Annotated in this window: 10 protein-coding genes; 4 read left to right on the forward strand and 6 right to left on the reverse strand. The window is 63.0% G+C overall.

Translation table 11 applies throughout. The features are described 5' to 3' along the window. The first annotated feature begins 188 nt into the window (after nt 1-188). Nucleotides 189-1,472, forward strand: coding sequence for an arsenic transporter (locus ACMGGN_RS13505; protein WP_115275385.1), 1,284 nt, complete (start codon nt 189-191; stop codon nt 1,470-1,472). Here the strand turns inward: ACMGGN_RS13505 and dmeF are convergent. Further along, nucleotides 1,396-2,391: a CDF family Co(II)/Ni(II) efflux transporter DmeF gene (dmeF, locus tag ACMGGN_RS13510; RefSeq protein WP_115275386.1), complete on the reverse strand. Its 996-nt coding sequence runs from the start codon at nt 2,389-2,391 to the stop codon at nt 1,396-1,398. The two genes, ACMGGN_RS13505 and dmeF, sit on opposite strands and share 77 nt — an antisense overlap. A gap of 297 nt (nt 2,392-2,688) precedes the next feature. On the opposite strand from dmeF, the gene ACMGGN_RS13515 reads away from it, so the two are divergent. From ACMGGN_RS13515 to ACMGGN_RS13525, 3 genes are all read left to right on the forward strand, one after another. Beyond that, entirely contained in the window at nt 2,689-4,431 is a 1,743-nt protein-coding gene (locus ACMGGN_RS13515) for a copper resistance system multicopper oxidase (RefSeq protein WP_115275575.1), read from the forward strand. Between the two features lie 120 nt (nt 4,432-4,551). Further along, nucleotides 4,552-5,418 (forward strand): copper resistance protein B, encoded by an 867-nt coding sequence (locus ACMGGN_RS13520; RefSeq protein ID WP_115275387.1) that lies wholly within the window; start codon nt 4,552-4,554, stop codon nt 5,416-5,418. A 315-nt stretch (nt 5,419-5,733) separates the two neighbouring features. Beyond that, complete coding sequence (locus tag ACMGGN_RS13525) at nt 5,734-6,423, forward strand: SOS response-associated peptidase family protein (protein WP_115275388.1); 690 nt, start codon at nt 5,734-5,736, stop codon at nt 6,421-6,423. Between the two features lie 16 nt (nt 6,424-6,439). Here ACMGGN_RS13525 and ACMGGN_RS13530 read toward each other — a convergent pair whose 3' ends face one another. From ACMGGN_RS13530 to ACMGGN_RS13550, 5 genes are all read right to left on the reverse strand, one after another. Beyond that, entirely contained in the window at nt 6,440-8,257 is a 1,818-nt protein-coding gene (locus tag ACMGGN_RS13530; protein ID WP_115275389.1) for an ABC transporter ATP-binding protein/permease, read from the reverse strand. 193 nt (nt 8,258-8,450) lie between these two features. Further along, nucleotides 8,451-8,654 (reverse strand): formate dehydrogenase subunit delta, encoded by a 204-nt coding sequence (locus tag ACMGGN_RS13535; RefSeq protein ID WP_046787904.1) that lies wholly within the window; start codon nt 8,652-8,654, stop codon nt 8,451-8,453. Next, nucleotides 8,651-11,530: a formate dehydrogenase subunit alpha gene (gene fdhF, locus ACMGGN_RS13540; protein WP_115275390.1), complete on the reverse strand. Its 2,880-nt coding sequence runs from the start codon at nt 11,528-11,530 to the stop codon at nt 8,651-8,653. Before fdhF ends, ACMGGN_RS13535 begins: the two co-directional genes overlap by 4 nt. Continuing rightward, nucleotides 11,527-13,086, reverse strand: a complete 1,560-nt coding sequence (locus tag ACMGGN_RS13545) for a formate dehydrogenase beta subunit (protein WP_414156035.1) — start codon at nt 13,084-13,086, stop codon at nt 11,527-11,529. Before ACMGGN_RS13545 ends, fdhF begins: the two co-directional genes overlap by 4 nt. Next, the gene (locus ACMGGN_RS13550) at nt 13,080-13,562 is read right to left on the reverse strand and encodes a formate dehydrogenase subunit gamma (RefSeq protein ID WP_046787901.1); all 483 of its coding nucleotides are present in this window, start codon (nt 13,560-13,562) and stop codon (nt 13,080-13,082) included. The genes ACMGGN_RS13545 and ACMGGN_RS13550 overlap by 7 nt, the downstream gene beginning before the upstream one ends. Nucleotides 13,563-13,727 lie beyond the last annotated feature (165 nt).

Below are 13,727 nucleotides of genomic sequence, written 5' to 3' on the forward strand. Positions count from 1 at the left end.
AAGGCCCGCGCCCACCGGCCTCGCAAACACTATTCGGGGGCCAACAGGGTTGGTAAATATAGTTATTCTCAAATGGGTTTAAATCTTATTTACGAAACTTACATGTTTGCACCGGAACTTTTCCGACGCGTAGCCAGCCCGTGTACAGTCACTTTTGCCCCTCTCCCCTGAGATGAGACAGCGTTTCCATGCTCCCAGCCGCTCTGATCTTCCTGTTCACCCTGACCCTGGTCATCTGGCAGCCCAAAGGCCTCGGCGTTGGCTGGAGCGCCACACTCGGCGCCGTGCTGGCCCTGGTGTTCGGCGTGGTATCGCTGCATGACATCCCCACGGTATGGGCCATCATCTGGAACGCCACCGCCACCTTCATCGCCCTGATCGTCATCAGCCTGCTGCTGGACGAAGCGGGCTTTTTCGAATGGGCGGCGCTGCATGTGGCGCGCTGGGCACGAGGGGATGGGCGCCGCCTGTTCGCCTTCATGGTGCTGCTGGGCGCGGCGGTGTCGGCGCTGTTCGCCAATGACGGCGCGGCGCTGATCCTCACCCCGATCGTCATGTCGATGCTGCTGGCGCTGCGCGTCTCCCCGGCGGCGACCCTGGCCTTCGTCATGGGTGCAGGCTTCATCGCCGACACCGCCAGCCTGCCACTGGTGGTATCCAACCTGGTGAACATCGTCTCGGCGGACTACTTCGATCTGGGGTTCAACGCCTATGCCGCGGTGATGGTGCCGGTGAACCTGGTAGCAGTGGCAGCCACGCTGCTGGTGCTGTGGCTGTATTTTCGCCGCGACATTGCGCTGCGCTATGCCACCGAGGACCTCAAGGTGCCGGCAATGGCCGTGCGCGACCGCGCAACGTTCCGTGTCGGCTGGGCGGTGCTGCTGGCATTGCTGGCCAGCCTGTTCGTGCTCGAGCCCATGGGCATCCCGGTCAGTGCCGTGGCCGCAACCTGCGCGGCGGTACTGTTCGCCGTTGCCGCCCGGGGCCATGTGATCTCCACCCGCCGCGTGCTGCGCGAGGCACCGTGGCAGATCGTGGTGTTTTCGTTGGGGATGTACCTGGTGGTCTACGGCTTGCGCAATGCCGGCCTCACCGACTCGCTCGGCAATGTGCTGAGCTGGCTGGCCGGGCACGGGCTATGGGCAGCCTCGCTGGGTACCGGCCTGATCGCGGCGCTGCTGTCGTCGGTCATGAACAACATGCCCAGCGTGCTGATCGGGGCGCTGTCGATTCATGCCAGCGAGGCGCAGGGTGTGGTGCGCGAAGCGATGATCTATGCCAACGTGATCGGCTGCGACCTGGGGCCGAAGATCACCCCGATCGGCAGCCTGGCCACGCTGTTGTGGCTGCATGTGCTGGCGCGCAAGGGCGTGACCATCGGCTGGGGGTATTACTTCAAGGTTGGGGTGTTGTTGACGGTGCCGGTGTTGCTGGTGACCTTGGCAGCGTTGGCGGTGCGCCTGAGCCTTTGAAAACGCCGCAGGCCACTGCCCTGTATTCGACCGTGAGGTGAGTGACCTCATGTACAGGCGTCAACGCAGCCCGAACGTCATCGGCAGAGAGCACCTCTGGGCCATGCACACTGACGATGGCAGCATGCGCTTGAGGCCCCACTTTCCAGACATGCAGGTCGGTGATCTGCAAATCGCCGGCTTGGCCAAGCAACTCCCTGATTTCTTCGGCGACAGGGTTATCGGTCTTATCAAGCAATACGGCCGCAGTATCCTTCATCAGCAACCACGCCCAGCGTGCAATCACAACAGCGCCAATGATCCCCATGACCGGGTCGAGCCATATCCAGCCAAGGTATCTACCGGCCAGCAGCGCGACGATCGCCATGACCGACGTGACCGCATCGGCGAGCACATGGACGTAAGCCGACCGCAAGTTGTTATCTCCATGCGAATGGGTGTGATGCCCATGCGAATGGCTGTGATCATGACCGCCGCCGGCCAGAAGAAGGGCGCTGATGATATTGACCAGCAAACCAACGATCGCAATCAGGGTCGCCATCCCGAACTGCACTTGGGTAGGCTGAAATAGTCGCAGAACCGACTCGATACCGATGCCTAACGAGACAAAACCAAGAATCAACGCAGAAGCGAACCCTCCAAGGTCACCCACTTTACCGGTGCCAAAGCTGTAGGCAGCACTTGCCGAATGCTTGCGGGCGTAAGCATAGGCCGCAGCGGCAATTCCCAGCGCGCCCGCATGGGTTGCCATATGGAAACCATCTGCCAAAAGCGCCATCGATCCCGTGACATAGCCTGCGGCAATCTCACCGACCATCATCACCACGGTGAGCATCACTACCCACAATGTTCGTTTGGCATTGTCATCGTGGGCGGTGCCCAAGAAGTTGTGGCTATGTTCGAAATCAGTCGTGCTCATGGCCTGCTCACTTTGAATACCGCCGAATCGGCATCGAATGGGTCTTCAACGTTTTGTGCGCGCTCCAGTTAGGTCAGACCTTTCCCCCCTTGGTTGCCCTTCAGTGTGCAACAAGAATGGCACTCAACCAGAAGCTGACGGAAAAGTAATGTCGGGCTCAGCTTGCTGACAGCGCCCGGTAGCTAGCCTGAACCCGAGACCAGCGCCTATCAGGCGGAGTGAGAGCTCAATTGAAACGGGATGGTTGCCCAAGTCGCAGCCTGGATATCAGTGATCTACCTGACTGGACGCAACGGCATGCAAAGCAAAACCACGAGACGCTCATTCGTCACGGGCCTCGCTGCTACCGGACTACTGGGTGGGCTGGGCATGTGGCGCACGCCGGTCTGGGCCGTGACCAGCCCTGGCCAACCCAACGTACTGACCGGCACCGATTTTGACCTGTACATCGGGGAGCTCCCGGTGAACATTACCGGCGCAGCGCGTACGGCAATGGCCATCAACGGCTCGCTGCCGGGACCGATTCTTCGCTGGCGAGAGGGCGACACGGTCACGCTGCGCGTGCGCAATCGCTTGAAACAGGATACGTCCATCCACTGGCACGGGATCATTCTGCCGGCAAACATGGACGGCGTACCGGGCCTGAGCTTCCATGGCATCGCCCCGGATGGCATGTATGAATACAGGTTCAAGGTTCACCAGAACGGCACCTACTGGTACCACAGCCACTCGGGCTTGCAGGAGCAGATCGGTGTTTACGGTGCGCTAGTGATCGATGCGAAGGATCCAGAGCCTTTCACCTACGACCGTGACTACGTCGTCATGCTCAGCGACTGGACCGACGCAGATCCGGCGCAGGTCCTGTCCAAGCTCAAAAAACAGTCGGACTACTACAACTTCCACAAGCGGACGGTTGGCGATTTCGTCGATGACGTGAGTGAGAAAGGCTGGTCTGGCGCTGTAGCCGATCGGAAGATGTGGGCTGAGATGAAGATGAGCCCAACCGATCTTGCTGACGTGAGTGGGTATACCTACACCTACCTCATGAACGGCAAGGCGCCCAATGACAATTGGACTGGAATATTCAAGCCAGGCGAGAAAATCCGGCTGCGCTTTATCAACGGCTCCGCCATGACCTATTTCGACGTGCGTATACCCGGCTTGAAGATGACGGTTGTCGCAGCCGACGGGCAGTACGTCAAGCCTGTGTCGATCGATGAATTCCGCATCGCGGTTGCCGAAACCTACGATGTCATTGTCGAGCCTGAAAACGAGCAGGCTTACACCCTCTTTGCCCAATCCATGGATCGCACTGGCTATTCCAGAGGCACCCTGGCTGTTCGCGAGGGCATGCAAGGCCCGGTGCCTGCTTTAGACCCAAGGCCTTTGATCTCCATGAGCGACATGGGGATGGACCACGGCAACATGGCCGGCATGGAGCACAACAATATGGCGGGTATGGACCATGACAGCATGGCCGGCATGAATCACGGCAGCATGACGACTGGCAGTGCCATGCAAAGCCATCCCGCCTCGGAAACAAACAACCCGCTGGTCGACATGCAGACCATGACCCCGACGCCCAAGCTGAACGACCCAGGAATCGGGCTTCGTGACAATGGCCGTCGTGTGCTCACTTATTCGGATTTGCGAAGCACCTTCATCGACCCGGATGGCCGTGAACCGGGCCGGACTATCGAACTGCACCTCACCGGCCATATGGAAAAGTTCGCCTGGTCGTTCGACGGCATCAAGTTCTCTGATGCCCAGCCGCTGCGGCTCAAATACGGCGAGCGCCTGCGCATCACCTTGGTCAACGACACCATGATGACTCACCCCATCCACCTGCACGGCATGTGGAGCGACCTGGAGGATGAGAATGGCAACTTCATGGTCCGAAAGCACACGATCGATATGCCTCCCGGCGCGAAACGAAGCTATCGGGTAACCGCCGATGCGCTAGGGCGTTGGGCCTATCACTGCCACCTCATGTACCACATGGAAACGGGCATGTTCCGAGAAGTGCGCGTAGACGAATGAACAGGAGAGACGAGATGAGCAAACCAATGAAGCGAAGCGCCTTTTCCCTGAACCATGAAGGCATCAATCCCAGCATGATGCTGGAATCACAGGGTAGCGACATAGCTGAGGCAGGGAAAAATGGCCGATAGCTTTGCACGACCATCGTTGCTGGCACTGACCGTTTCTCTTGGCGTGCTGGCCGTTTCGCCCTGCATCGCCGCTGAAATGGATCATTCCGGGATGGATCACTCGGCAATGGGTCACAGCCAGCCCAAAGCCACCCCCGCCTCGACCGCCCGCACGCCGATCCCAGTGCTGACCGACGCCGACCGCCAGGCTGCCTTTCCCCCGCTTGACGGGCACAAAATGGATGACAGCGGGATCAACGGGTTTTTCTTGCTGGACCAGCTGGAATACCAGAACGCCGATGAAGGCAGCACGCTTGCCTGGGATGCATCAGGATGGGTGGGCGGCGACGTCAACCGGCTCTGGATTCGCGCGGAGGGCGAGCGCACCAACGGGGTAACTGAAGATGCGCAGCTGCAGCTCCTGTACGGCCGCTCGATCAGCCCATGGTGGGACGTAGTCGCCGGTCTGCGGCAGGACTTCGAGCCGGAATCGCCCCAGACCTGGGCAGCCTTCGGTATTCAGGGCATGGCGCTGTACGACTTCGAAGCGCAAGCGACGGCTTTCATAGGTGAGAACGGTCAGACTGCCGTCCGCCTGGAGGGTGAGTACGACATACTGCTGACCAATCGCTTGATCCTTCAGCCAACCGCTGAGGCCAACTTCTATGGCAAGAACGATCCGCAACGCGCGGTCGGCACTGGTCTGGCCAACACGGAAGCCGGACTGCGCTTACGCTACGAAATTGTCCGCCAGTTTGCACCCTACATAGGCGTTACCTGGAGTCGTTCCTACGGCAAAACCGCCGACTTCATCCGTGATGAAGGCGGGGACGTGGACGAAGCGCGCTTCGTTGCCGGCATTCGCATGTGGTTCTGAGAACTCGACATACAAAGAACAACTCCAACGCTGGTGTCGGCGGGGGCTTTAGGTAAAGCGGCAGTTCTGGGCGCGCCCTACATCGGCCTGGTGAACTGGTCGGTATTTGAAGATGCCGGCACCCTTCATGCTGTCGCCGTCTATCCTGACCAAGTACCTGTGCAGCGCACGCAGGTTGAACAACGCAACCAGCGAGATGGAATGCTCCTTGTGATCAGCGGCCGACGGCGGGCATTTGTATGAATGAACAGATAACACTGGGGCCGTTGTAGGGTCGATCGGGCGTAAGACATTTCGACGAGTGGGGGACATGCCATGTGCGGACGCTTCGCCCAGTATCAGGGCCAGGCCGATTACCTGCGTGAACTGGACGCCGGGCAGGACGTGATCAGCGGTTACGACAACGTGCCCATTGGCCGTTACAACGTGGCCCCTGGCAGCGGCGTACAGGTTTTGCACAACACCGCCGATGGCCTGCGCATCGACCCCTGCCATTGGGGTTGGGCACCGTTCTGGGCCAAGGGCCCGAGGCCTGCGCCGATCAACGCACGGGTGGAAACCGTGACCGCCGGCAATTTCTTCAAGGCACTCTGGCCTCAAGGCCGGGCCCTGGTCATGGCAGACGGCTGGTACGAATGGGTGAGCGACCCGCACGACCCCAGGCGCAAGCAGCCCTACTTCATCCGCCTGAAAAGCCAGGCACCGATGTTCATGGCCGCGCTGGCTCAGGTACGTTCAGGGCTGGAGCCGAACGAAGGGGATGGGTTCGTGATCATTACCGCAGCGAGTGATGCAGGAATGGTCGATATCCATGACCGCCGGCCACTGGTACTGGGGCCGGCGGATGCGCGGGCGTGGATCGACCTGGAAGTGCCTGCCGAGGAGGCCGAGCGGTTGGCACGCGAGCGGTGCCTTCCGGTAGAAGCCTTTGAATGGTTTGCGGTGGGCGAGGCCGTAGGGAATGTCCGTAATGAAGGCGCGCAGTTGATCGTGATGCAGCCCTGAACAGGGTACAGGCCTCCTAGACCTGCAACGCTACCTCCGGCTTTTGCTCCAGCAGCGACCAACCACCCTGCCCGTCCACTTCCAGCCGGTGGGTATGGAACCCGGCCAACGTACTGCGATGGCCGACACTCACCAGCAAGGTTTGCGGCATTTCATTGCGCAGCAGCGAATACAACGCATGCTCCAGGCCTTCATCCATCGCCGAGGTGGACTCGTCGAGGAACACCACCTGCGGCCGGTTGAACAGCACCCGGGCAAACGCCAGCCGCTGCTGCTCACCGACCGAGAGGATATGCGACCAGTCGCAACTGACCGCCAGCCGCTCAGCCAGGTGGGCCAGGTTGACCTGGCGCAGCGCCTGCTGCATGCGCGCCTCGTCCTCCGGCTTGCTGTCAGCCGGGTAGGCGATGGCGGTTCGCAGGTCCCCCAGGGGCAGGTACGGGCGCTGCGAGAGGAACAGCGCCTCGGTGCCGGTGGGCCGCCTGACCTCACCCTCGGCGTAAGGCCACAGCCCCGCCAGGGCGCGCAACAAGGTGGTCTTGCCACTGCCCGACGGGCCCTTGATCAGCAGCGCCTGGCCGGCCTGCAAGCGCAAGTCGAGGTCGGCGATCAACGCGTGGCCGTCGGGGCGCATCACCTGCAAACCCGAGATATCCAGGGCCTGCGCCTGTTCCTGGGTGCTGACCCGCGGCAAGGTGCTGGCCTGCTGGTTGGCATCGAGAAACCCGGTCAGACGGTCGAGCGTGGCGCGGTACTGGGCAAAGGTGTCGTAGGACTCGCGGAAGAACGACAACGCATCCTGCACCTGGCCAAACGCTTGGGAGGTCTGCATGACATCGCCCAGCTTGATCGCGCCACTGAAGAAGCGCGGCGCCTGGAGGATGAACGGGAACACCACTGCCACCTGGCTGACGCCCAGGTTGAAACCGCTGAACTTCAGGTTGCGGAACACCAGTGCCCAGACATTGACGATCAATGCACCGAAGCGGCCCAGCAAGGTCCCCCGCTCCACTTGCGCGCCCTGGTAGAACGCGATGTTCTCAGCGTTCTCACGCAGGCGCATCAGCGCATAACGGAAGTTGGCGGTGAGTTTTTCGTTGAGGAAGTTCAGGCGGATCAACGGCTGCCCGAGCCGGAAGGCGATCCAGGTGGCGATCAGCACATACACATACACGGCAAACACCATGGCCCGGGGGATTTCCACACCTGCTACCGCCAGCGGCGCCGACAGCCCCCAGAGGATGGCGGTGAACGCCACCAGCGACACCAGCGCGCTGACCGCGCCCAGCGCCAGGGTTACCGAATTGGTGACGAAGGCGTTGACGTCCAGTTCGATTCGCTGGTCGGGGTTGTCTACAGGCTCGGCGAGGAACTGGCCGCGGTAATAGGCGTCACCGTGGAGCCAGTCGTTGGTCAGGCGCTCGGTCAGCCAGACCCGCCAGCGGATGCTGAAGGCCTCGGTCACGTAGAAGGTGAACAGCGAACGCAGCACATGAAGGGTGGCCAATACCGCGAACACGCCCAGCAAGTACCAGAAGGCGGTTTGGTCGAGGGCCTGCAGGGCGCTGTAGAAGCCGTTGTACCAGAACGAGAACAGCACGTTCATGCGTACCGAAAACAGGGTCAGCACCAGCAGTGCGGCAAACACCAGCAGCGGTCGCCAGCTGCGCCTGAAGGAGAAATAGGGCCCGGCAAGCTGCCAGAACTGGCTACCCCAGCGAGTGTAGCGCACAGCCAGCGCAGCGGCGGCAGTGAAGCCGATCAGGGTGATGAACGAAGCGATTGCAAGCCAGCTCAGGCTCTCTTGCAGGGCCTGGTGCCAGTTCATGTCCATGGTGGGTATCCGTGACGAGTGTTTACGCGAGCGTAGCATTGCGCCGGCTTTGGTCAGGCATTCATGACGGACATTTCATTTTGTCGGCACCGCCCCTATCGCCGGCAAGCCGGCCCCACAGGAATTGCACTCGATTCGAGGGCAGTCCCGGAGTCCCACCGCTTGCTGGCGACGGGGGCAGCGCAGACAAACGCTAAGCCAAGGCCTCCACCACCTTGGGGTCCAAACCCTCCCCTGCATGGGCCTGGGCCCATTCCCCCAACTGCCTGCGCATCGCCGGGGTCCAGAAGTTCTGCAAATGCTGCTGCACCCCTTTCACCGCCAACGCATGATCAGGCTCGCTGTCGAAGTAATGGGCAATCTGGTTGGCCATCTTGACCAGGTTTTCGATGCTCATCGGCGTACCTCGGCCTGCTCGGGCTTGTCGGCCGTGCGGCGCTCCTTGAGCAGGCGCCGCTGTTCATCGCTGAAGTCCTGGTAGCGCTTTTGCCACTGCGACGGGTGGAACACCTTGACCACCTCCACCGCCGTGACCTTGTACTCCGGACAGTTGGTGGCCCAGTCGGAATTGTCGGTAGTGATCACGTTGGCGCCGGACTCGGGGAAGTGGAAGGTGGTGTACACCACCCCCGGCGCCACGCGCTCACTCACCTTGGCACGCAGGACCGTCTGCCCGGCGCGGCTGCCGATGCCGACCCAGTCGCCGTCATGGATGCCGCGGCTTTCGGCGTCGGTGGGGTGCAGCTCCAGGCAGTCGGCAGCATGCCAGGCGACGTTCGCGGTGCGCCGGGTCTGGGCACCGACGTTGTACTGGCTGAGAATGCGCCCGGTGGTCAGCAGCAGTGGGTAGCGGCTGTTGACCTTCTCGTCGGTGGGCACATAGCCGGTGAGCATGAAGCGCCCTTTGCCCCGCACGAACTGATCGATGTGCATGGTCGGCGTGCCGTCGGGCGCTGCGTCGTTGCACGGCCACTGCAGGCTGCCATGGCGGTCGAGTTCGGCGTAGCTGACGCGGTGAAAGGTTGGTGTCAGGCGGGCGATTTCGTCCATGATCTCGGACGGGTGGCGGTAGCTCATCGGGTAGCCCAGGGCATTGGCCAAGGCCACGGTGGCCTCCCAGTCAGCCTTGCCGGCCAGCGGCTGCATCACCTTGCGTACCCGCGAAATACGGCGCTCGGCGTTGGTGAAGGTGCCGTCCTTTTCCAGGAACGAGCTACCCGGCAAGAACACATGGGCGAACTTGGCCGTCTCGTTGAGGAAGATGTCCTGCACCACCACGCATTCCATGGCCCGCAGCGCGGCAGTGACGTGCTGGGTGTTGGGGTCGCTCTGGGCGATGTCCTCACCCTGGCAGTACAGCGCCTTGAAGCTGCCGTCCAGCGCCGCTTCGAACATGTTGGGGATGCGCAGGCCCGGGTCGGGCTGCAGAGTCACACCCCAGGCCTGCTCGAACTCGGCACGCACGGCCTCGTTGGAGATATGCCGGTAGCCTGGCAACTCATGCGGGAACGACCCCATGTCGCACGAGCCCTGCACATTGTTCTGCCCACGCAGGGGGTTTACCCCTACCCCTTCGCGGCCAATATTGCCGGTGGCCATGGCCAGGTTGGCGATGCCCATCACCGCCGTGCTGCCCTGGCTGTGTTCAGTCACGCCCAAACCGTAGTAGATCGCCGCGTTGCCGCCTGTGGCATACAGGCGGGCGGCGGCGCGGATCTGCTCGGCGGGCACGCCGCACACGGGGCCCTGCACTTCAGGGGCGTTTTGCGCGAGGCTGACGAAGTCGCGCCAGCGGGCGAAGGCCTCGCTCTCGCAGCGCTCGTCAATGAAGCGCTGGGCCAGCAGCCCCTCGCTAACGATCACATGGGCCAAGGCGTTGAGCATGGCCACGTTGGTACCAGGGCGCAGTTGCAAGTGCAACTCGGCACGGGCGTGGGGCGAATCCACCAGGTCGATGCGCCGCGGGTCGATGACGATCAGCCGCGCCCCCTGGCGCAGGCGGCGTTTGAGCTGCGAGCCAAACACCGGGTGGGCATCGGTAGGGTTGGCACCGATCACCAGGATCACGTCGGCCTGCATCACCGAATCGAAACTCTGGGTACCCGCCGACTCGCCGAGGGTCTGTTTGAGGCCATAGCCGGTGGGCGAATGGCAAACCCGCGCGCAGGTGTCGACGTTATTGTTGCCAAACGCCGTGCGCACCAACTTTTGCACCAGGTAGGCTTCTTCGTTGGTGCAACGGCTGGAGGTGATGCCACCGATGGAGTCGCGCCCGTACTTGAGCTGGATGCGCCGGAACTCGCTGGCCGCGTAGGTGACGGCCTCGTCCCAGCTGACTTCCTGCCACGGGTCATCCACATGCTTGCGGATCATCGGTCTGGTGATGCGATCAGGGTGGGTGGCATAGCCCCAGGCGAAGCGGCCCTTGACGCAGGCATGGCCGTGGTTGGCGCCGCCGTTCTTGTCCGGGACCATGCGTACCAACTGGTCACCCTTCATTTCCGCACGGAACGAGCAACCCACGCCGCAGTAGGCGCAGGTGGTGATCACCGCTCGTTCCGGCTGGCCGCTCTGCACCAGGCTTTTTTCGGTCAGGGTAGCCGTCGGGCAGGCCTGCACGCAGGCGCCGCACGACACGCATTCGGAGGTGAGGAAGTTGTCACCACCGGCTGCCGCCACCCGCGACTCGAAGCCGCGCCCGGTGATGGTCAGGGCGAAGGTGCCCTGGATGTCCTCACAGGCACGCACGCAGCGGCTGCAGACGATGCACTTGCTGGGCTCGTAATCGAAGTACGGGTTGGACACGTCCTTCTGCTCAGCCAGATGATTAGCGCCGTCATAGCCGTAGCGCACCTCGCGCAGGCCGACCTGGCCGGCGACCGTCTGCAGTTCGCAGTTGCCATTGGCCGAGCAGGTCAGGCAGTCGAGCGGGTGGTCGGAAATGTACAGCTCCATGACATTGCGACGCAGGTCGGCCAGGCGTGGTGTCTGCGTGCGCACCACCATGCCTTCGCTGACAGGCGTGGTGCAGGACGCCGGGTATCCGCGCATGCCGTCGATTTCGACCATGCACATGCGGCAGGAGCCAAAGGCCTCCAGGCTGTCGGTGGCGCACAGCTTGGGGATGCTGGTACCCAGCAGGGCGGCGGCGCGCATCACTGAGGTGCCCGCCGGCACGCTCACGCTGCGCCCGTCGATGTTCAGGCTGATCTGCACATCGCCGTAGCGTTCAGGGGTGCCCAGATCGGTCTCGGGGTCGAAGTAATTGATCACTGCGCGGCCTCCGTGGTGGTCAGCCCGAAATCGGCCGGGAAGTACTTCAGGGCGCTGGCCACCGGGTAGGCGGTCATGCCGCCCATGGCGCATAGCGAGCCGTATTGCATCGTGTCGCACAGGTCGCGCAGCAGCAGGGCCTGGTCATGGCGGTCGGTGAGGTCGCTGCTGGCGATCAGGCGGTCGACCACCTCCATGCCGCGGATAGAACCGATGCGGCAAGGCGTGCATTTGCCGCACGACTCTTCGGCGCAGAACTGCAGGGCAAAACGCGCCATGCTGGCCATGTTCAGGGTGTCGTCAGCCACCACCACGCCGCCGTGGCCCAGCATCGCGCCCATGGCAGCGAAGGCCTCGTAGTCCAGTGGGGTATCGAAGTGACTGGGCGGCACCCAGGCACCCAGCGGGCCACCGACCTGGGCAGCCTTGAGCGGCCGGCCGCTGGCGGTGCCGCCCCCGTAGCCTTCCACCAGCTCGCGCAGGGTCAGGCCGAAGGCACGTTCTACCAGGCCGCCATGGCGGATGTTGCCGGCCAGCTGGAACGGCATGGTGCCAAGCGAACGGCCCATACCGAAGTCGCGGTAGAACGCTGCGCCCTTGGCCAGGATGGTGGGCACCGAGGCCAGGGTGAGTACGTTGTGCACCAGCGTCGGCAGGCCGAACAGGCCCTGCAGGGCCGGTAGCGGTGGCTTGGCACGGACGATGCCGCGCTTGCCCTCGATGGATTCGAGCAGCGCGGTTTCCTCACCGCAGATATAGGCACCCGCGCCCACGCGTACTTCCAGGTCGAAGGCCTGACCGCTACCGGCCACGTCGAAACCCAGATAACCGGCGTCGCGGGCGATGACGATGGCCTCATCGAGCACGCGGATGGCGTCGGGGTATTCCGAGCGCACGTAGATAAAGCCCTTGTCGGCACCCACCGCGAGGCCGGCGATGATCATGCCTTCGATCAGCAAGAAGGGGTCCCCTTCCATCAGCATGCGGTCGGCGAAGGTACCCGAGTCGCCTTCGTCGGCGTTGCACACCACATACTTCTGCCCTGCCCCGGCGTCACGCACGGTGCGCCATTTGATACCTGCCGGGAACGCTGCGCCGCCGCGGCCGCGCAGGCCAGAATCGAGCACGGCGGCGACCACTTCGGCGCCGCCCAGCGCAACGGCTTGCGCAAGGCCGGCAAAGCCGCCGTGGGCGCGATAGTCCTCCAGCGACAATGGCCGGGTGATGCCGGCGCGGGCGAACAGCAGACGTTGCTGGGTCTTGAGGTAAGGGAGCGCTTCCACCGGCCCGAGCGCCAATGGATGGCTGCCGGGTTCTGCCGCCAATGCATCGAGCAGCGCAGGCACATCCTCAGGGGTGACCGGGCCGAAGCCTTGCCGCCCTCCAGCGCGCTCGCACTCTACCAGTGGTTCGAGCCAATACAGGCCACGCGAACTGGTGCGCTGGATGTCCAGCGCCAACTGGCGCTGCTCGGCCTCGCGCTGCAACGCCTCGACAACCTGATCTGCGCCCACGGCGCGGGCCACCGAGTCGCAGGGGATGAACAGCTTCAGCATGCTGTGTCCTCCAGGCAACCGTTGACCAGCGAGCGCAGGCGCTCAGGGGTCAGGCGCGCATGCACCTGGCCATCGAGTTCAAGTGCCGGCGAGCAGGCGCACGCGCCCAGGCAGTACACCGGGCGCAGGCTGATGGCGCCATCGGCGCTGGTGCCATGGTCATCCAGCGCCAACTGTTCGCGCAGCTGCGCGGCCAGTGCTTCACTGCCACGGCTCTGGCACGACTCGGCGCGGCACAGGCGCAGGGTATGGCGGGCCGGCGGCGCGGTGCGGAAATCGTGGTAGAAGCTGATTACCCCGCGCACCTCGGCCAGGCTGAGGTTGAGGGCATGGGCAATGTCAGCGACGGCGGCATCGGGGATGAAACCAATGCTTTCCTGCACGGCATGCAGGATCGGCAAGAGCGCGCCGGGGGTGTCCTGGTGGCGACTCAGGATACTGTGGATCACGGGCAGGTGGGGCAATTGATCAGGCATACAGCGGACCTCGGCATCACGGCCCCCGCCTGTTGTTGTAGTGGGCAGGTGACCGGCGTGTTCTGCTGCGGCACACCGCCCACGTCACGGTTGCGTGGTTGTCGGTGGCCTCCTTGCCGGTGGCCGTGCGTCTGCGCGCACTGGGCTCAGGGGCATTCCACAAGC

This window comes from Pseudomonas sp. BNK-30, assembly GCF_047456185.1.
Taxonomy (GTDB): Bacteria; Pseudomonadota; Gammaproteobacteria; order Pseudomonadales; family Pseudomonadaceae; genus Aquipseudomonas; species Aquipseudomonas putida_E.